Here is an 18851-nt window from a genome sequence, read left to right on the forward strand (position 1 = left end):
CGGCGAAGAACGGCGAAGTGCCGTGCAGGCGTTCTTCGTGTTGCTGTTCACGGCCTAGTCGTGCGGGTCGGCGGCGGCGTTCGCTTTACCTTTGTGCGGTTTCTGCGGCTGATCCAGCGAGATAGCGAGCAAGCCGGTCGATCATTTCGTCCGGAATGCGCCGGGCGATCACCGGCATGGTCGCCTGCGTCTTGCGCGCGTCGATCTCCTTTTCATCGCCGCGCATCTGGCGGAGCCGGGCGGCGATATACGCCGCTTTCTGACCGGCCAGTACCGGATAGGGTTTGGCCGGTGTGTGGCAGCTTGCACAGGCCGGCAGCTGCCGGTCAGGCAGGCCGGCAAGCACGATCCGCGCTGCATCGGCGTCTGCGACACGCCGGGCGCTATCACTTAGTCCCGGCATGGCGGCGAAGCGCAGGGACAGCTGCCGCATTTCCGGCTCCGAAAGGCGGGCGGCGGCATGACCCATGATCGCGCTTTCCCGCGTCCCGTTCTGAAAGGCGCGCAGCGCGGCAAGCAGATAGGCCGGCTTCTGACCGCCCAAAATCGGGATGTCGCCAGCGCCGCGGCCACGCCCGTCCTCACCATGGCAACCAGCGCAGGAGGCAAAGCCCGGCGCGGGGGCGATGCGCGCTGCGCCGCCGGTCAGCGCCGCGAATTGCTCGGGCGTCATGGTGGGCAGGCGGCGGACCAGCGCCACCATGCGGCGGATCTCGTCCTCGCGCTCCCGCGCGGGCCAGGCGGGCATGCCCGTCATCTTCACGCCATGGTCGATGATCCAGAACAGCTCGCGGTCGTCCCACTCGCCCGCCGTTTCGGCAAGGTCGGGCGCCGGCGGGGTCGCGGCCTTGAACACGGGGGAGGGCTTTATGCCGGGCGCGCCGTGGCAGGTCGCGCAGGCGGCCGCGAAATGGCCGGCGGCGCTCACCAGGCCCGACGGGTCCGACGCATCGCGCGGGCTGGTCAGCGCGCTGCGGGTTTCCACCGAATTGCGCATTACCCAGTGCAGGAACCAGTCCGTCACCGCCCAATGCCCGCTGGACGCCGCGACGTTGAACGCGCCGGACCATGCGAACAGGAGCCCGGCGAGCCCAAGTGCCAGCGCCGCCAGCGATGCGCGCAGCCACGTTATCCTCATGCCCGCGCCTCCTGCCGCAACAGCCCGCCAAGCACCGCCAGCCCGCCGAGCAGATAGGCGGCCCCACCGATCAGCAGCATCACCACGCCGGACAGCTGCTGGTCCTGCATCGCGTCAAGCGGGCCCATCGCGCCATGCGCCGCAGCGGCGTAAAGCGGACGCGGCGCCAGCGCGATCAGCGCGCCAAGCAGGGTCATGTGCATGGACGTGAGCAGCAGCACGCCGACACCGCTCGCCCGGGCCGCGGCCGGACGCGCCAGCACCGCTGACCACAATAGCACGCCGGCCGCGAGGAAGCTGAGCTGCTCCATCACCATCAGCGCCAGCGAATGCGCCGCCGCCGCGCGCAGCGCGGGGACATGCCAGGACCACACCAGGGCCAGTTCGACCACGCTCATGGCAAAGGGCGTCACCACCCCCGGCCAGCGCTGCGCCGGGTCCAGCCGCGTGCCGGCGATGGCGATCGACAGCAAGGGCGCGGCAACCGCCACCGCGATCATATGGGCGATCATGTGCCCCGTCATACCCAGCGGCGCGGCGACCCAGCCCGCCGCCAGCAGCGCCAGCGCACCGATCAATGGCCCGCGCCTCACCGGCAATCCCCGATGAACACGACCGGCGCCGCCGTGAAGATCACCCCTACGAAGCTAAGGCCGGCCAGCAACAGGGTGGAATAGGCCAGGAAGCGCAGCCGATCCGATTCCGTCCCCTGTTCGTGCGGGGGATTGTCGCCGGGCAGGCGCGACTGGATCAGCGCGATCCAGCCGGACGCGAGGATCACCAGCAGCGCCAGCACCGTTCCTGCCCAGAACAGCACCGGCGCTTCGGCGAAATAGCCGCGCTTGGCGCAGCTCAGCGCCGCCCAGAGATAGGAGAACAGGAAATGCGCCGCCCACGTCGTCGGCGGCACGATCAGCGTCCACAAGGTCACCCGAAGGGTGCGGACCCGGCGATGGAGGTCCCTGATCATGCCACCTCCGGGAACAGTCCAATCGTGCACCAGCACACGACGGCGGTGAACAGCATGAAATGGTGGTAGAGCGCAGTGTTGCGGATGTCCGCGTCATGCGTCGGCGTTGCCCGGCCCGCGATGCTGCGGGCCAGCGCGTAGAATTGCGCAATCGCGCCCACGCCGGAATGGATGGTCGTCCAGATCGCCAGCAGCCACACCATCGCGGGATAGCTGTGCGCGGTCGGATCAAGGCCATGCAGCCACGGGCCGGCCAGACCGGCCGGGATGGCCAGCAGCGATCCGACACCGGCCAGCGCCAGCAGGAGCCGCGTCACCGCCACGGCGCCGCGCCGGTTCGCCTCGCGGGCGATCAATGTCGCCGCCCAGCTTGCCGCTGTGAGCGCCAGCGCCACCATCGGCCAGGTGATCCCCGGCCCCGGCATGTTCGGCGGCGGGAACACCGGATGCACCGTCCAGAAGAAGTAATAACCGAACACAAGGCCAGCAAAGGCGGTCGCATCGGCGAGCATGGTGATGAACATCGCCCACCAGCCCGGCGCCTGCGGCCCCGACAAGTACAGCGGCACCTCCAGCCCGTGGCCGATCGGCTTGGACGGCTTTTCCGGGATCTCCGCCGTGGTCCACATCCAGCGAAGCACCAGCCCGAGCGTCAGCACGCCGCTGACCAGCGCCGCCCAGTAGAAGTGGAAGGTCGTCAGGATGAACACGCCGCCCAGCGCGAAGGCGGTCATCATCGGCAGCACCGATGGCGTGCCCAGCCGCACCACGGCCAGGGGCCGGGCGTCCAGCACGGTGGTGGTGATCGTCTCGCGCCGCCCCTCCTCCGCATCGGGCAGGAAGAAGCGCCCCTCATCCACCTTGCGCACGAAATCGGGCTGGTCCCAGATCGGATAGCGGGTCTCGATCAGCGGCACCGAGCGGACGCCCCATGGTTCGCTGTCCGGCTCGGCCAGCCATTCCAGCGTGCCGGCGTTCCAGGGATTGCGCTTCGCCTTGGCGCGCCGGGGCGAGAGGCAGAGGTCGATCACCACGATCAGCATCCCGGCCGCAAACAGATAGGCGCCGGCGGTCGAGGCCATGTTGAGCCCGGCGAGGCCCAGCTCCGCGGGATAAGTGAACACGCGGCGCGGCATCCCCAGCAGGCCGGAGAAATGCATGGGGAAAAAGGTGAGATTGGCGCCGGCGAACATCACCCAGAACGCGGTACGGCCCAGCCTGTCGCTCAGCTTCTTTCCGGTGATCAGCGGCCAATAATAATAAAGACCAGCGATCAACGGCATCAGCGTACCGCCGATCAGCACGTAATGAAGGTGAGCGACGACGAAATAGGTGTCGTGCGCTTGCCAGTCGAACGGCACGATTGCCACCATCACGCCGGTCAGACCGCCGATCACGAAAATCGCAAGGCTGCCGGTGGCGAACAGCAAAGGCGTCGAGAAGATCACGCGGCCTGCCGCCAGCGTCGCGATCAGCGCGAAGATCTGCACGCCGGTGGGAATCACCACCGCCTGGCTCGCCGCCGAGAAGAAGGCGAGGCTGATCTTCGGCAGGCCGGTGGTGAACATGTGGTGGACCCACAGGCCGAAGCTGAGGAACGCGGTGCCGACCGCCGCCAGCACGATATAGGGATAGCCGAGCAGGTGCCGCTGCGCGAAGGTCGGCACCAGCATCGCGAACAACGCGATCGACGGCAGGAAGATGATGTACACTTCCGGGTGGCCGAAGATCCAGAACAGGTGCTGCCACAGCAACGGATCGCCCCCGCGCGCCGCGTCGAAGAATGGCCAGCCGAGCAGCCGCTCCATTTCGAACAACAGGTCGCCCGCGATCAGCGGCGGAAAGGCGAACAGGATCATCACCGCCACGACCAGGATGTACCAGGCGTAGAGCGGCATGAGGTTCAGCCGCATCCCCGGCGGGCGGAACTTCAGGATGCCGACGATCAGCTCCACCGCCGCCGCCACCGAGGATACTTCAATGAAGGACAGGCCAAGCATCCAGATGTCGGCGCCAAGCCCCGAGAGGTCGGTGCGCGTGGTGAACGGCGGATACATGAACCATCCGCCATCCGGCGCGACATCGAAGAAGATCGAGCCGAGCACGAAGACGCCGCCCAGCAGGAAGCTCCAGTAACCAAAGGCCGACAGGCGGGGGAACGGCAGATCTCGCGCGCCCAGCAGCTGCGGCAAGAGGATGATCGACACCGCCTCGAACATCGGCACGGCAAACAGGAACATCATCGCCGAGCCGTGCAACGTGAACAGCTGGTTGTACGTCGATGCGCTCGTGATCGTGCTTTCCGGCATCGCAAGCTGCGTGCGCATGATCAGCGCCAGCACGCCGGCGAACAGCATGAAGCAGAAGGCGGTCAGCGTGTACCAGACGCCAACGGCATTGTTGTTGGTGTCGGTCCAGCGCAGAAACAGCCCGCGCGGCGGCGCCCAGACGGCGCGCAGCCTCTCCTCCTGGGCGCGGCGCAGCTCGGGATCGTCCTGATCGTGCAGGCTCAACGCAGCTCTCCCAGATAGCGGGCGATCTCACTCGCTTCAGCTTCGCTCATGTGCGGAAAGGCTGGCATCCGGGCGCCGGGCTTCGCTTCGGAGGGGAAGCGGATGAAACGGGCAATGGCGGCTTCCTCCATCGGCAAAGTGCCCGCGCCGACGGTCCGGCGGCTGGCCAGATGGGTCAGGTCCGGGCCGATCCGACCGCGCTGGTCGGTGCCGCGGATCTCATGGCATCCGCCGCAGCCATAACTGGCGAACAGCGCCCTGCCCTCGCCCCGCCCACCCGCGTTGCCGCTCGCCGGCAGGCGCTCCGCCGCCAGCCAGCGGTCAAAGGCCGCCGGCTCCATCGCGATCACCTCGAACGCCATCAACGCGTGGGAAAGCCCGCAGAATTCCGTGCATTGGCCACGAAACAGGCCGGCCTTTACCGCCTTTACAGGCAGCTCGTTCACCCGGCCGGGGATCATGTCCATCTTGCCGGCAAGGCCCGGGATCCAGAAACTGTGCACCACATCGCCGCCGTGCAGGCGAAACCGCACCGTACGGCCCACCGGGACGCGCACCGCATTGGCGGCGACCACCGGCGCTGCGCCCGGCGGATTGTAGCGGACGCGCCACCAGAATTGCTCGCCGGTCACGTCAATGGTCAGGTCGCCCGCCCCCGTCGGGCGCGGCTTCATCGCCGGCAGGCTGTAGATCAACAGGCCAAGCAGCAGGATCGACGGCAGCACCGCGCCCGCAATCACGATCAGCCGCTCCCCACCGCGTAGCGACAGCGACCCCTCCGGCGCGCGCACGGCCCAGCGGACCAGCAGCGCAAGTGCAACCGCGATCACGACCGCGCCGATCACCATGATTAGCGAGAGGTGTGCAATCCCGGCGGCTTCCTCGCCAAAGGTCGAGAAGGCGGATTGATGGCGGTTGCAGCCGGCGAGGCCCAGTACGGGTACCGCAAGGATAGCCGGGAACCGGCGCCCTGCCTTTGCCATTGTCGATGCGCGCGCAGCATGCGTTTCGGGTCGCCCGCCCGGACGCCCCTTGCCGCTTATGGTTCTGCCCCCCAGCGCTGCCACCGTTCCCCTTTTTCCGCGTGTCGCGGGCCTTCTGAACTGCCGGCTTCGTTGCCGGCACCAGCGCCGGGCCGTACGCACCGCTTGATCGCGGTTTTGTCGAGCGGCCCCTTACCAGCGCTCCGAACTCCCTGATGACCGCGCGCGGCTGCATTTGGTTCCGCCAGCAACACAAATTCACAGCCGCTCGGCTTGCGCGCTTCCAGGCGCCATGCGCGAACGGGCATGGCCGATCGGGCAAGTGCCGCCGCCCGGGCGGCACCGTCTTGCCCCGGTTGCATCCCCGTTTGTGGGTATTCAGCGCACCCTCGCACGGGCGTAGATAATCGCGCATCATGCGGAAATTCGCCAAGACCATCGACGGCAGCTACGGCGACGATGTCATCGTCGGCACCAATCTCAACGACCTGATCCGCGCGCGGGCGGGCGCCGACCGCGTCGACGGCGGCGATGGAGATGACGATATTTATGGCGGCGACGGCCATGATTATCTGATCGGCGGCGCCGGCCTGGATTACCTGTATGGCGAGAACGGCAACGACCGGCTGGACGGCGGCTATGGCAAGGATCGGCTGATCGGCGCTGCCGGCAACGACATCCTCTCCGGCGGCGACGATGACGATTATCTCGAAGGCGGCGCCGGTCATGATCGCATCCTGGGCGATGCCGGCAACGACCTGTTCTACGGCGGGGAGGGTCGCGACTATCTCGACGGCGGCTATGGCGACGACATCATCTACGCCGGCGCGGACGACGACGGATTTCTGAACGAGATCAACCCGGCGACCGGCGTGCTGACCACGATGGCGGTCGGCGGCGGGGCGGGCAATGACCAGATCTATGGCGAGGGCGGCAACGACAAGCTGAAGGGGCAGGCCGGCAACGACCGCGTGTTCGGCGGTGACGGCAACGATCGCGTCGACGGCGGCGATGGCGACAACTGGCTGGAGGGTGGCACCGGCGACGACATCATCTCCGCCGAGGATGGTGTCGATGTGCTGCTGGGCGGCGACGGACGCGACACCATGCAGGCGGGCGACGGCAATGATTACATGGAGGGGGGCAACCACCAGGACACGATGCTGGGAGAAGGCGGCAACGACCAGATGTTTGGCGATGCCGGCGACGACATGTTGTCCGGGGGCGCCGGAGCGGATCGCATTCACGGCGGCGCTGGCCATGACCAGATCGCGGGCGACGAGGGCGCCGACCGCTTGTGGGGCGAGGCAGGCGCCGACCGCTTCGTGTTCAGCGGCGCATCCGCGCTGGGTGGCGGCGACGTGATCCAGGATTTCGAAGACGGGATCGACCGGGTCGTGCTCGATCAGCTGGGTGTCACCGCCTATCGCGCCGGCGGCGGTTTGGGGACGGTCTTCGCGCAGGATCTGGCGAGCGGTGACGTTGCGCTCAACATCGTGACGTCAGCGGGTGCGAAGTTTTCCATCCTGCTTGCCGATCCCGGTGGCAGCCTCGCTGCGGCCCATATCAGCGCCGCGGATTTCATCTTTTCCTGATCCGGCCGGCACCGGCCCTGCCCTGCCCTGCCCCCGCATCTGACGCTGCAGAACGCGGCGTGCAGTGTCGCTCAGTCCTTGTCTTGCGCTGCCCGCAACTGGTTCTCGCGCTGCGCCAGTTCCTCGTACCGGCACAAGGGAGCTGGTGCGGCACGCAGGAATTCGACCTGGAACGTCACTGCGCCGACCGGCTCGACATGATGAACGATGGTCGGCTCCACCACGCCCGGCGGCGTATCCGGTGTCAGCAGCGTCTCGGCCGGCGCGCGGCGCGGATCGGTAATGCGATATCGCAGCTGACCGCTCAGCACATGGATCAGGCCCCAGGTGCCCGCCTTGGTATCATGATCGCGCAGCAGGGCGGCGGGCACGGTTTCTTCGGTGAAGACCGGGGTTCGCCGATACGGCTCCAGCCCGTTCGGCAATCGCGCCGGATTGGCGCGCGGCGCGGATGGCTCGTCCGCGCTCATGCCGCGGGCACGGGGCTCGCCAGCGGCAGACCGTTCCCGCGCTGAAAATCGATCCCCATCTGCAGGCTTTGCGCGATATGCGCTGCCTTCGCCTGAAGCACGATCGCCTGCTGCGGCGGCAATTGCGCCTCCGTCGCTTCCTTCCACAACGTCAGCCAGCGCCGGAACGCCGCCGGCGTCATGGCATCGGCGTGGCGGAAGTGCGCCGCCATCGGCCGCCCCTTGTACCGCCCGCTCCCCAGCATCACCGAGGACCAGAAGGCCGCCAGCTTGCCGAGATGGTGATCCCAGTCCGTGATCGCGCCGTTGAAGATCGGCCCAAGCTCGGCATCCGCCCGCACACGCGCATAGAAAGCGTCCACCAACGCGCTCAGCGCCTCGTCAGTGATGGGGCGGTCAGTGATGTCCTGCGGCATGGCCCTGAAATAAGGTCCCGGTCTCACCCCGGCAACGCTGCCGCGACGCGATCATTGCCGGGCTCACCCCTCGCGCGGGCGAGAGCGGCCACGGGTATCCTGCGAGCCGGCCGAAAAGACGTCACTGGCCAGCAGGATCACCGCCGGCCGTCAAGAGGACAGCGCCAGGGCAACCGCAGCGCTGGCGAGGCGCGCGCTCGCCAGCAGCTGATCCAGTTGGTGCCCGTTGCGCGCCTTTGCCGACAGGCCCGACATGGTCGTGCTCACGAAATCGGCGATGCTGTCGGCCTGATCCGGGTGACGGGCCGCGATATAGCGGCGGATGGAATCCTCGGCGGCAAGGTTCAGGGCGCGGGCAGTGTCACGCGCCTTCGGATCGTTGCACCGCGTTCCTTCCAGCACCAGGCAACCGCGCGCTGCGGGACTGGCGGCATAGCGGCGTGCCGCCTCCTCCAGCAACGCGGCCAGCGCTTCGGCCACGGGCCGGTCGTCGCGCAGGATGTCCGCAAAGGGAATGGCGCCAGTGCCCGCCCAGCGATCCAAAACGCGGCTGTACAGATCGGCCTTGCTGCCAAAGGCGGCGTAGAAACTTGGGGGGTTGATGCCGAGCGCGGCGGTCACGTCAGCAACCCCCACCGCATCATAGCCGCGCTCATGGAACAGTTCCTGCGCGGTCGCGATCGCCTCGTCCGGATCGAACCGCCTGGGCCGGCCCCGGCCGCTCACCTTTTTTGTAGTCACCGTTACAGTTGTCCTTGACGCCGCTCTGCCCGCCTTTATGTAGTGAGCACTACATTATAGCTCAAGGAAAACCGATGGCATCGTTCGAAGGAAAGTCCGTGCTCGTGCTCGGCGGCAGCCGGGGCATCGGGGCGGCAATCGTGCGGCGGTTCGTTCAGGACGGCGCCGCCGTCACCTTTACCTATTCGGGCTCTCCGGAGGCTGCGCAGCAGCTCGCCGAGGAAACCGGGGCCACCGCGGCGATGACGGACAGCGCAGATCGCGACGCGGTGATCGCTCGGGTTCGCGACAGCGGCCCCATAGACGTGCTGGTGGTGAATGCCGGCATCGCGATCTTCGGCGATGCACTGGAACAGGATCCCGATCAGATCGACCGCTTGTTCCGGATCAACGTCCACGCGCCCTATCATGCCTCCGTGGAGGCGGCGCGGCAGATGCCGGCGGGGGGACGGATCATCGTGATCGGCTCCGTCAATGGCGATCGCATGCCGGTGCCCGGCATGGCGGCCTATGCGCTCAGCAAGTCAGCGCTTCAGGGCATGGCGCGCGGGCTGGCGCGCGATTTCGGACCGCGCGGCATCACCATCAATGTCGTGCAGCCGGGTCCGGTCGATACCGATGCCAATCCCGAAAGCGGGCCAATGCGCGACCTGCTGCACGGCTTCATGGCGATCAAACGCCACGGGCGACCGGAGGAAGTCGCCGGCATGGTCGCATGGCTGGCCGGGCCGGAGGCAGGGTTTGTCACTGGCGCGATGCACACGATCGACGGCGCGTTCGGCGCCTGACGCGCCTGCGATCGGAACAGGGCTGCGGGTGTGGACGCCCGCAACCCCGGTCCATATGCGGATCGGCGGAAGGCGGAGGGGTCACCCTGCGGACCCGTGACGCTGCCACGACGCCCCGAAGGACAGGAGATTGGCAGCTCGCGCCCGTCCGATCTCCTGCCCGGACGTGCCGGATGGGCACGCCCGGGACACCTTCCTTTTCGGCTTACTTGCCGGTCCAGTTCGGCTTGCGCTTTTCGGCAAAGGCGGCCGCGCCTTCGCGCGCGTCGGCGCTGGTGAACACCGGGCCCATCAGCGCGCCCTGTTTGTCCCAGCGCTGCTCCACCGGCCAGTTGCGATATTCGCTGATGATCTGCTTGGACACCTGCACCGCGAGCGGGCCGTTGGCGCTGATCGTCGCTGCGAGTTCCAGCGCGGCGTCAAGCGCCGGGCCTTCGGTGACGCGGTTGATGAGCCCAAGCTGATACGCTCGTTCGGCATCGATGAAGTCGCCGGTCACCGCCAGCTCCATCGCGATCCGCGACGGGATCTGCTCCGGCAGGCGAATAAGGCCGCCAGCGCCCGCCACCAGGCCGCGCTTCGCCTCCGGGATGCCGAACTTCGCCTTGCTGTTCGCCACCACCATGTCGCAGGCGATCATCAGCTCAAGCCCTCCGGCCAGCGCATAGCCATCGACGGCGGCGATCAGCGGCTTCTTCGGCGGCGCCTGGGTCAGGCCGCCAAAGCCGCGCCCCTCGACCGACGGTGTTTCGCCACGCAGAAAGCCCTTCAGGTCCATGCCCGAGCAGAAGGTGCCGCCAGCGCCGGTGATGATGGCGACGCGAAGCGCGTCCTCGGAATCCAGCCGGTCCATGGCGGCGGCGATCCCCTCGGCCGCGGCCTTGGTCATCGCGTTCTTCGCTTCGGGGCGGTTGATGGTGACGATCAGGATGCCGTCCTGGTCACGCGTCAGAACTTCGTCGGTCAATATCCTTCTCCCTTTATCATGTCCGGCGTTTTACCGAGCCATCATCGCTTCAGGCTTTTTCGTTAGCCGTCAACGGCGAGAATGTGGTGCTGGCGAAAGCGTCAGGTAGGCGGGCCACCAACGGCCGCACCGCCACCATCCGAACGGCGCCATTGTGACGCATCGGGAACGACCACGGCGCCGCGGCGTTCAGCCGGGACGCCCAGGCGGCGTGGATCAAGGGAGACGTGACGATGACAAAAGCGCCGATCACAAAAGGCCTCGTGGCATTGTTCGGCTCGGCGGCGCTGCTGACCGCGTGCAACAGCGCGCAGGAACGCGCCGAAGATCAGCGCGAGGATGCCGCAGAGGCGAGTGCGGCCGCTTCCGGATCGGCGATCGCCGCACTCGGGCTGACCGAAGCGCAATTGCTGGACGCCGATATCATCGACGCCAGCAATCGGGAACTCGGCGAGGTCGAAGGCGTGGTGCGCGGCAGCGGTGGACAGGTTGAACACCTGCTGGTGGAGCTGGAAGGCAGCAACCCGGCGCGGACCGTGCAGGTGCCCGTCGCCGGTCTGAAGCCGGTCAAACAAGGCACGGACACGGATCTGTCCACCACCATGACCGCGGAACAGCTTACCGCCTTGCCGGATGCCGCGCCGGCCCAACGCTGAACCTGAACGGCCTGGGCTGCGCGATCGCGCGGAACCAATCGCCAACTGGTTCGGTCCGCTGAGGCATGCCAGCCCAATCCGCAGCCTATGAGTTTCAGCCGCACGAACGGCCGTTCCTGCCGGGATCGCCGGCCACCCCCGATCACCCGATGGGACGGCGAATCGCTTATTTCGCGATCGGCATCCTCCTCGGGCTGACCGGCGGGCTCAGCAACGGCCTGCTGCTGGCGAACCTGCCGCAGATCCAGGGCTCGCTTGGCCTGACGCCGGTGGAGGGCGGCTGGCTGAGCGCGATCTATTCCATGACCAGCGTGTGCATGAGCATGCTGCTCATCAAGTTTCGCCAGCAATTCGGACTTCAGCGGTTCAACCGCGTCTTTCTGACCGGCTTCCTTGGCGTCACCATCCTGCAGGTCTTCGTCCACAGCTATAGCGTGGAGCTGTTGACGCGAGCGGCGGCCGGGATCGTCGGCAGCGGCCTCACCACTTTGTGCTTCTTCTACATCATGCAGGCGATGCCAGCGACGGCGCGGTTGTCGGGCATGATCATCGGCTTCGGCCTAGCGCAGCTCGGCCTGCCATTGGCGCGGATCGTGTCCCCCTTTCTGCTCGCCGATGGCGACATCCAGAACCTGTTCGTGTTCGAGCTGGGACTGACGCTGTTGTGCCTGGGGGCGGTGGCACTCCTCAGGTTGCCCCCCAGCGAGCGGATCCAGGCCTTTGAAAGGCTGGACTTCCTCACCTTTGCGCTGTTTGCGCCGGGCATGGCGCTGTTGTGCGGCGTGCTGGTCCAGGGCCGCATCGTGTGGTGGACCACGCCCTGGCTCGGCTATGCCACGGCCGCTGCCGTGCTGCTGATCGGGGCGGCCATGCTGATCGAGCACAATCGCGCCAATCCCCTGCTCAACACACGCTGGATGCGAACGCGCAACGTCCTTCGCTTCATCATCATCGTGGCCGCGATCCGCGTTCTGCTGTCCGAACAAAGCTTCGGCTCGACGGGATTGCTGACGGCGCTGGGGATGGGCAATGACCAGATGGTGACGCTGAACGTCGTCATTTTCACAGGCTCTGTGCTGGGCATCGTGGCGGGCGTGCTGACGCTCAATCCCAAGGACCTGCTCTGGCAGGTGGTTGCCTCCGCGATGATCATTGCCGCCGTCGCCTTCATGGATTCGGACGCGACGAACCTGACCCGCCCGGCCAACCTTTATGTCAGTCAGGGGCTGCTCGCCTTTGCCGCGCTGTTCTGGATGGGGCCGGTCACAATGGTCGGCATCCTGCGCGCGATCTCCAAGGGGCCGAGCCACCTCGTCAGCTTCTCGGCAGTGTTCGGCATTGCGCAAACGGTAGGCGGTCTTGCCGGCACGGCCGTGCTTGGCACCATCCAGATCGCCCGCGAGCGACTGCATTCGCAGGAGATCGTTCATAGCCTAACGGCCGGCGACCCGCTGGTCACGCAGCGGCTGCAACAGCTCGGCGGCGCCTATGCCCGGGTTGAGGGGGATCCGGTGCTACGTCAAGCGGAGGGCACCCTGCTGTTCAGCCAGCAGGTAACCCGGGAGGCGAACATCCTTGCCTTCAACGATGTCTTCTTCCTGATCGGCCTGTTGGCGCTTGTGGTGGTGCTTTGGCTAGGCGGCCGCTGGCTGTGGCTGAAGGCGCATGGGATCAATCCACTCGCGGAGGAACTGGTGGCGATGCAGAAGATGCGGGAGAATGCGGCACAATGACCGACACGACGGCGCGACCTCCGGCTGCGCACCCCGACCATGAACGACTGGAAGACCCGGTCGAGGTAGCCGCCGAGACCGCCGACACCGCGGAACGGCGCCGCGGCTGGGCACCGCCGCGTGGCGGGCTGATGGCTACCCTGTTCTTCGTCGGGCTCGTGATCGGCGGCGCGCTGCTGGCGCTCTGGGCCTGGGATCTGCCGCCGTTCCGCCGCAGCGTGCAGACCACCGACAATGCCTATGTCCGCGGCCAGACCACCATCATCGCGCCGCAGGTCAACGGCTATGTGGTGGAGGTGCTGGTCCGCGATTTCGAAACGGTGAAGGCGGGCCAGGTCCTCGCGCGCATCGACGACCGCATCTATCGCCAGCGCGTCGAACAGGCGCGCGCCAACCTTGCGACGCAGCTCGCCAACCTCGCCAATTCGCAGCAGAGCGAGCGTTCGCGCCAGGCGGCCGTGGGCGGCCAGGACGCGGCGATTGCCAGCGCGCGGGCGCAGCTCGCACGAGCCGAAGCCGATATGCGCCGGGTCGAGGACCTGGTGGCGCAAGGCTCCGTTTCCTTGCGCGAGCGCGATCAGACCCGCGCCACGTTGGCGCAGGCGGCTGCCGCCGTCCGTCAGGCGCAGGCACAGCGCACCATTGGTGAGCAGGAGGTGCGATCGGTCACGGTTGGCCGTGGCGGCCTGCAGGCGGCCGTAGAAAATGCCCGCGCCGCGCTGCGGCTCGCGGAAATCGACCTGTCCAACACCGTCATTCACGCGCCGCAGGCGGGACGGCTGGGCGAAGTATCGGTGCGTCTCGGCCAATATGTCACGGCCGGCACGCAGCTGATGTTCCTGGTGCCACCCACCGTTTGGGTATCGGCCAATTTCAAGGAAGCGCAGACCGCCCGCATCTTCCCCGGCCAGCCAGCCACGCTCAGCGTCGATGCCCTGGGTGGGGCCGAGATCCGCGGCCGGGTGGAGCGTCTGGCGCCCGCCGCCGGCAGCGAGTTCTCGGTGATCCGCACCGACAATGCGACCGGCAATTTCGTGAAGGTGCCGCAGCGGCTGACGGTGCGCATCGCGCTGGACGCCCGCGATCCGCTGTACCAGCGGCTAAGCCCCGGCATGTCCGTGGAGGCGAGAGTCGACACGCGCGGCGCGCCGGAGCCGGTGGCACGATGAGGCAGCTCACCATCACAGCGCTGATGGCCGGCACGCTGCTGGCCGGTTGCACCGCCCCCAATCCGCCCCGCCCCGAGGCAGCCGCGGTTGCGGCGCCGGTAGCCTGGCGCACAAACCTGCCCGCTGGCGCTGCGCTGGAGGCCGATTGGTGGGGCCGCTTCGGGGATCCCGCGCTGGGGCGGCTGGTGGAGCGCGCGCGTGCCAACAATCCGGATGTGGCGATTGCCGCCGCCCGTGTTCAGGAAGCGCGCGCGAACGAGCGGCTGGCGCGGGCGCAGCTGTTCCCGTCGCTGGACGTCGGCGCCGGCGTGAGCGAAGCGCGCGCGGTCAATCCGCTCGGCGTGCCGACAACGAACACTGGCTTTCAGCCACTGTTTCAGGCCGCCTATGAAATCGATCTGTTCGGACGGATCGGCAATCAGGTGGAGGCCGCGCGGCAATCCACCGCGGCGAGCGAGGCAGCGCGCGACACCGCGCTTCTCTCCGTCACGGCCGCAACGGCCAGCGGCTATATCACCCTGCGCGCGCTGGATGCACGGCGCGAGGTTGTGCAAGCCACCATCGCGTCGCGCGCGGAGGCGCTGCGGCTCGCCCGCTCGCGCGCCGAGGTAGGCTATACCTCCCAGCTCGAATTGCGACAGGCCGAGGCGGAATATCGCGCCACCACCCAGATCCTGCCGCAAGTCGATCTGGCAATCCGGCGTCAGGAAAACGCGCTCAGCATCCTGACCGGCGTGGCTCCGCAGCAGATCGAGCGCGGCACGCCGCTGTCCTCGCTCCAGGCACCGCCGGTGCCGGCCGGCCTTCCCGCCGATCTGCTCAGGCGCCGACCGGACATCGCACAGGCGGAATACACGCTGGCCGCCACGGATGCCTCGCTCGCCGCGGCACGGGCGCAGTTCCTGCCGTCGCTGCGGCTCACCGGATCAACGGGCCTCACCCTTTCGACCGCGCTTTCTGACCCAGTGTCGATCTGGGCGATCGGCGCGAGCGTGCTGGCGCCCCTGTTCCAGGGTGGCCGGCTGCGCGCCAATGTCGAAGGCGCTGCCGCCCGGCGCGATCAGGCCGCCTTCTCCTATCAGCGTACCGCCCTCACCGCCTTTCGCGAGGTGGAGGATAATCTGGCGGCGGTGGATCGCCTCGCCGCCCAGCGTCGCGAGCTGGAGGCGCAGCGGACTGCGACAGCGGAGGCGCTGCGTCACGCCGCGAACCGCTATCGCGCAGGCTATGCCGCGTATCTCGAGCAGCTGGATGCGCAGCGCGCGTTGCTGAACGTCGAACTCACCCTCGTTCAGCTGCGCGCGGACCAGCTCAATTCACTGGTCGCGCTATATCAGGCAATGGGCGGCGGCTGGTCGCGTCCGTGATTGCGGCGCTCAGGCCACCGCCCGCTCGCGCCCTTGCCAGTAGATCGCGCGCAATTCGCGGCGAAGCACCTTTCCCGACGGATTGCGCGGCAGGGCATCGATGAATTCCACCGTCTTGGGCGCCTTGTAGGCAGCGATACGGGCCCGGACCCACGCGATGATCTCCGCCTCCGTGGGGCTGGTGCCGCGGGCGGGCACGACCAGCGCCTTCACCGCCTCGCCCCAGCGTTCGTCGGGAACGCCGATCACCGCCACGTCGGCGACTCCGGGACAGCCGGCGATCGCATTTTCGACCTCGGCGGGATAAACATTCTCACCGCCGGACACGATCATGTCCTTGATGCGATCATGGACGAAGAAGTGATCGCTCTCGTCGCGATAGCCGGCGTCGCCAGTGCGCAGCCATCCTCCCGCCAACGTCTCGGCCGTCGCGTCCGGCCGGTTCCAATATTCCTTCATCACGATGTCGCCGCGGATCACGATCTCGCCGATTTCGCCCGGCGGGAGCAGTTCGCCATCGGGGCCCATGATGCCCATTTCCACTTCCGGCCAGGGACGGCCGCAGGACACGAGCTTGCCGGGCAGATCGTGGCCGGAGGGCGACAGATAGGATCCGCTGCCGGCGGACTCGGTCATGCCGTAGAATTGCACGAAACCGCAGCCGAACGTCGCGCGCGCACGGCGCAGCACGTCCTCCGCAATCGGCGACGCGCCATAAGCGATGGTGCGCAGCGACGGATACCCTTGGGCGGACGATTGCGGCTGCTGAAGCAGCATCTGGATCATCGAAGGGGCGAGGAAGGTATGCGCAACCCGCTCACGCGGCATCAGATCGACGACGCCCGCCGCATCGAAATCCTTGATCAGGATGATGCGGCCACCCTGGGCGAGCGCCGCGAAGCTGATGTTGGTCCCGGCGACATGGAACAGCGGCATGACGATCATCACCGTGTCGCCCTCGTCATAGGCGAAGCCGTCGACCTCGGTCGCCAATTCCATGAAGCGGCGATAGATAAAGTTGGTGAGCACCACGCCCTTTGGCCGGCCGGTGGTGCCGCTGGTGTACAGCTGAAGCACGTCGTCCTCCAGCGTGGGCTTGTCCGCCGGAGCGCTGTCGCTGGCCGTGCCGAGCCATGTTACGAGCGGGGTGAACTGCGGATGCTCCCCATAAAGAGCGACCAGCGCCGGCCGCTTCGGCAGGTCAGCCACCGCGGCCAGCGCGGTGTCGAAGAAATCCTCGCCCACGAACAGGATTGCGGGTGCCGCGTCCTCGAGGATGCCGGCGATCTCCACCGCCGACAGCCGGCAGTTGATCGGCGCAAGGCACGCCCGCGCGCGCGCGGTGCCGAAGAACAAGGGGTACCAGCTATCGTGGTTCTTGGTCAGCACGGCGATCCGATCGCCATGCCGGATGCCCGCCGCGGTCAGGGCGTTGGCGATCCGGTTCGATTGCCGGTCAAGCTCGGCATAGCTGGTCTCGCGGCCCTCAAAGGCGACGGCAACGGCATCCCCGCGGGCGGCGCGTTGCGCGGCGGGAATGTCGGCCAGTGTGCGAATGGCGTCCAGATCGATCACGTTCCTCTCCTCCCGGCTTCATGAGCCGTCCGAATCTCCGGGCCGTTGCCCGTTTTTACGTCATTTCAGCGCAAAGCGCCCAGCAGCGCCAGCACCACGCCGCCAACCACCATCAGTAATCCCGCCGCCTCGAAGCGGTGAAAGGGTTCGCGAAGGTACAGCGCGGCAAAGGCCAGCGTGAAGACCACCTCTACCTGCGCCACGATCCGGACCAGCGCGACTGGCGCAATGGCAAGGCCGCAGAACAGGCAGATCGAGCCCATACCCGCCAGCACCCCCACCTGCGCCGACGTTCGCCAGGTGCGCGCCACGCCCAGCAACGTGGCAGGCTCGCGAACGGCCACCCACATGCCGAGCGACAGCGCCTGGATCAGGATAACCGTCACCAGCGTCACCAGGGCGGCCAGCAGCGGTGCGCCGGGATCAAGGTGAAGCGCGGCGCGGCGGATGAACACGGCCGTGATCGCGAACAACCCGCCCGAGGCGAGCCCGCACAGCGCCGCCGGCTGCCCCAGCGCACGCAACACGTCGCGCCCGCTAAGGTTGCGCCCGCCCAGCGCCAGCGTCAGCACCCCCGCCATGCCGAGCGTCACGGCCAGCCCGACCAGCGCCGTGATCCGTTCGCCCAGGATCAGCCAGCCGAACAAGGCCGCCTGTACCGTTTCCGTCTTGGAAAAGGCGGTGCCGACAACGAAATTGCGATAGCCGAACGCCATGATGAGCAGGTTGGTCGCGAGCAACTGCGCAATCGCCGCCACCGCCGCCAGCGCAAGGAATGTCGCATCGGCGGAAGGCAGCGTTGCTCCGGTCGTCCATAGATAGGCGCCCAGCACCAGCAGCACGACCGGCAGGCCATAGACGTAGCGCACGATGCCGGCGCCGTTGATCGAAAGCTGCGCCCGCAACCGTTGCTGCACGGCCGTCCGCCAGGCCTGAAGCAGACCGGCGAGCATGGTGGCAGGGATCCAGGCAAGCGCCAGGTTCACGGCGCAGCGAGGCAGAACGGCATAGAACCGGTAATACTTCGGTTTCTAAGTAATTGCTAGAGCCCGCGCCGGCGGCACCCGCGCGTTCGCCCCGGTTTGCCTCCACCCCCGATCGCGTCCGGTTCTCGCCAACGCCGCCGGTCCGCTAACGCCCAACACCGGTCATCCGCGCTCGTGTCGTCGGGACTGGAAAGCGGACCGGCCGCCTACGCCCACTTGCCGACGTCCGAACGTGCGGTGCACGATGCGTTATGACTATCGAGATGTTGCTTCTTGCGGGAGCGTTAGTTGGCTTCGTTATCGGGTTGGCGTTCCGCAATCCAAAACTTGGGTGTGCGGCTTTATGGATCGTTCCGCTAGCGATGATCGCCTACGTGTACGCGTGGCAAAGCGCCCATCCAGAAAACCTTAGGTCCACCAGCGGCCTTGAATTTTTATTTGTGCCGCTATGGGCAAGTCTCGGAGCGATGGGCGGGTACGCCCTAGGTGTATCGCTGCGATACTTCATACTCTCGAAGCGGAACGGCAGCTAACTTGCCAGTTGCGGACATTCGCTAATCTGATCAGGATCGAGGCATGGCGCAGCTAAGTCACCGTCTGCGACGGATCGTCGATCGCGAATGGATAAGAGTCGGTTGGGCCGGGATGCCGACACTGCGGCACCACCTAATCGCAGTTGCACCTATGATCTGCTTGCTCGTCCCGGCAATGGTAGTTGAGCAATGGTCGTACAATGCGGGTGCGGCGATCCTCTTCGTGGGCCTCTTCTTGTACGGCGGACTGA

The 18851-nt window shown here is 67.1% G+C and carries 17 protein-coding genes; 6 read left to right on the plus strand and 11 right to left on the minus strand.

The genetic code is table 11. The features are described 5' to 3' along the window. Positions 1-85: 85 nt before the first annotated feature. Genes LK535_RS13130 through LK535_RS13150 form a run of 5 tightly spaced genes read right to left on the minus strand, consistent with a single transcriptional unit; the run spans position 86 to position 5604 of the window. The gene (locus tag LK535_RS13130) at positions 86-1138 is read right to left on the minus strand and encodes a c-type cytochrome (protein ID WP_227772377.1); all 1053 of its coding nucleotides are present in this window, start codon (positions 1136-1138) and stop codon (positions 86-88) included. Further along, entirely contained in the window at positions 1135-1731 is a 597-nt protein-coding gene (locus tag LK535_RS13135; RefSeq protein ID WP_227772378.1) for a cytochrome c oxidase assembly protein, read from the minus strand. The genes LK535_RS13130 and LK535_RS13135 overlap by 4 nt, the downstream gene beginning before the upstream one ends. After that, the gene (locus LK535_RS13140; RefSeq protein ID WP_227772379.1) at positions 1728-2108 is read right to left on the minus strand and encodes a hypothetical protein; all 381 of its coding nucleotides are present in this window, start codon (positions 2106-2108) and stop codon (positions 1728-1730) included. Before LK535_RS13140 ends, LK535_RS13135 begins: the two co-directional genes overlap by 4 nt. Then, positions 2105-4621, minus strand: coding sequence for a cbb3-type cytochrome c oxidase subunit I (locus LK535_RS13145; protein ID WP_227772380.1), 2517 nt, complete (start codon positions 4619-4621; stop codon positions 2105-2107). Before LK535_RS13145 ends, LK535_RS13140 begins: the two co-directional genes overlap by 4 nt. Then, positions 4618-5604, minus strand: a complete 987-nt coding sequence (locus LK535_RS13150; protein WP_227772381.1) for a c-type cytochrome — start codon at positions 5602-5604, stop codon at positions 4618-4620. The genes LK535_RS13145 and LK535_RS13150 overlap by 4 nt, the downstream gene beginning before the upstream one ends. 416 nt (positions 5605-6020) lie before the next feature. On the opposite strand from LK535_RS13150, the gene LK535_RS13155 reads away from it, so the two are divergent. Next, on the plus strand, positions 6021-7199 hold the full coding sequence (locus LK535_RS13155; RefSeq protein WP_227772382.1) for a calcium-binding protein: 1179 nt from the start codon (positions 6021-6023) through the stop codon (positions 7197-7199). Between the two features lie 71 nt (positions 7200-7270). Here LK535_RS13155 and LK535_RS13160 read toward each other — a convergent pair whose 3' ends face one another. From LK535_RS13160 to LK535_RS13170, 3 genes are all read right to left on the minus strand, one after another. After that, entirely contained in the window at positions 7271-7669 is a 399-nt protein-coding gene (locus tag LK535_RS13160) for a DUF1971 domain-containing protein (RefSeq protein WP_227772383.1), read from the minus strand. After that, the gene (locus LK535_RS13165; RefSeq protein WP_227772384.1) at positions 7666-8085 is read right to left on the minus strand and encodes a group III truncated hemoglobin; all 420 of its coding nucleotides are present in this window, start codon (positions 8083-8085) and stop codon (positions 7666-7668) included. The genes LK535_RS13160 and LK535_RS13165 overlap by 4 nt, the downstream gene beginning before the upstream one ends. 150 nt (positions 8086-8235) lie before the next feature. Then, positions 8236-8826, minus strand: a complete 591-nt coding sequence (locus tag LK535_RS13170) for a TetR/AcrR family transcriptional regulator (protein WP_227772385.1) — start codon at positions 8824-8826, stop codon at positions 8236-8238. Positions 8827-8900: 74 nt separating this feature from the next. Between LK535_RS13170 and bdcA the strand changes: the two genes are divergently transcribed. Next, the gene (bdcA, locus tag LK535_RS13175) at positions 8901-9614 is read left to right on the plus strand and encodes an SDR family oxidoreductase (RefSeq protein WP_227772386.1); all 714 of its coding nucleotides are present in this window, start codon (positions 8901-8903) and stop codon (positions 9612-9614) included. A 205-nt stretch (positions 9615-9819) separates the two neighbouring features. On the opposite strand, the gene LK535_RS13180 is transcribed toward bdcA, so the two are convergent. Next, complete coding sequence (locus tag LK535_RS13180) at positions 9820-10581, minus strand: crotonase/enoyl-CoA hydratase family protein (RefSeq protein ID WP_227772387.1); 762 nt, start codon at positions 10579-10581, stop codon at positions 9820-9822. 233 nt (positions 10582-10814) lie between these two features. Between LK535_RS13180 and LK535_RS13185 the strand changes: the two genes are divergently transcribed. From LK535_RS13185 to LK535_RS13200, 4 genes are all read left to right on the plus strand, one after another. Next, positions 10815-11237 (plus strand): PRC-barrel domain containing protein, encoded by a 423-nt coding sequence (locus LK535_RS13185; protein WP_227772388.1) that lies wholly within the window; start codon positions 10815-10817, stop codon positions 11235-11237. 65 nt (positions 11238-11302) lie between these two features. Then, positions 11303-12970: an MFS transporter gene (locus LK535_RS13190; protein WP_227772389.1), complete on the plus strand. Its 1668-nt coding sequence runs from the start codon at positions 11303-11305 to the stop codon at positions 12968-12970. Then, positions 12967-14139 (plus strand): HlyD family secretion protein, encoded by a 1173-nt coding sequence (locus tag LK535_RS13195; RefSeq protein ID WP_227772390.1) that lies wholly within the window; start codon positions 12967-12969, stop codon positions 14137-14139. Before LK535_RS13190 ends, LK535_RS13195 begins: the two co-directional genes overlap by 4 nt. Then, on the plus strand, positions 14136-15506 hold the full coding sequence (locus LK535_RS13200; protein WP_227772391.1) for an efflux transporter outer membrane subunit: 1371 nt from the start codon (positions 14136-14138) through the stop codon (positions 15504-15506). Before LK535_RS13195 ends, LK535_RS13200 begins: the two co-directional genes overlap by 4 nt. A gap of 9 nt (positions 15507-15515) precedes the next feature. On the opposite strand, the gene LK535_RS13205 is transcribed toward LK535_RS13200, so the two are convergent. Together LK535_RS13205 and LK535_RS13210 are read right to left on the minus strand one after the other, a co-directional pair. Continuing rightward, positions 15516-17081, minus strand: coding sequence for a long-chain-fatty-acid--CoA ligase (locus LK535_RS13205; RefSeq protein WP_227772392.1), 1566 nt, complete (start codon positions 17079-17081; stop codon positions 15516-15518). Positions 17082-17146: 65 nt separating this feature from the next. Continuing rightward, complete coding sequence (locus LK535_RS13210) at positions 17147-18067, minus strand: DMT family transporter (protein WP_321576566.1); 921 nt, start codon at positions 18065-18067, stop codon at positions 17147-17149. Between the last annotated feature and the right edge of the window lie 784 nt (positions 18068-18851).

Origin of the sequence: Sphingomonas sp. IC4-52 (genome assembly GCF_020707225.1) — a bacterium.
Classification (GTDB): Bacteria; Pseudomonadota; Alphaproteobacteria; order Sphingomonadales; family Sphingomonadaceae; genus Sphingomonas.

Bases quoted from the DNA above. Each gene is read 5' to 3' on its own strand.
- LK535_RS13130 (WP_227772377.1), bottom strand. From the start codon at position 1,138: ATGAGGATAACGTGGCTGCGCGCATCGCTGGCGGCGCTGGCACTTGGG.
- LK535_RS13140 (WP_227772379.1), bottom strand. From the start codon at position 2,108: ATGATCAGGGACCTCCATCGCCGGGTCCGCACCCTTCGGGTGACCTTG.
- LK535_RS13150 (WP_227772381.1), bottom strand. From the start codon at position 5,604: ATGGCAAAGGCAGGGCGCCGGTTCCCGGCTATCCTTGCGGTACCCGTA.
- LK535_RS13155 (WP_227772382.1), top strand. From the start codon at position 6,021: ATGCGGAAATTCGCCAAGACCATCGACGGCAGCTACGGCGACGATGTC.
- LK535_RS13160 (WP_227772383.1), bottom strand. From the start codon at position 7,669: ATGAGCGCGGACGAGCCATCCGCGCCGCGCGCCAATCCGGCGCGATTG.
- LK535_RS13165 (WP_227772384.1), bottom strand. From the start codon at position 8,085: ATGCCGCAGGACATCACTGACCGCCCCATCACTGACGAGGCGCTGAGC.
- bdcA (WP_227772386.1), top strand. From the start codon at position 8,901: ATGGCATCGTTCGAAGGAAAGTCCGTGCTCGTGCTCGGCGGCAGCCGG.
- LK535_RS13185 (WP_227772388.1), top strand. From the start codon at position 10,815: ATGACAAAAGCGCCGATCACAAAAGGCCTCGTGGCATTGTTCGGCTCG.
- LK535_RS13190 (WP_227772389.1), top strand. From the start codon at position 11,303: ATGCCAGCCCAATCCGCAGCCTATGAGTTTCAGCCGCACGAACGGCCG.
- LK535_RS13195 (WP_227772390.1), top strand. From the start codon at position 12,967: ATGACCGACACGACGGCGCGACCTCCGGCTGCGCACCCCGACCATGAA.
- LK535_RS13200 (WP_227772391.1), top strand. From the start codon at position 14,136: ATGAGGCAGCTCACCATCACAGCGCTGATGGCCGGCACGCTGCTGGCC.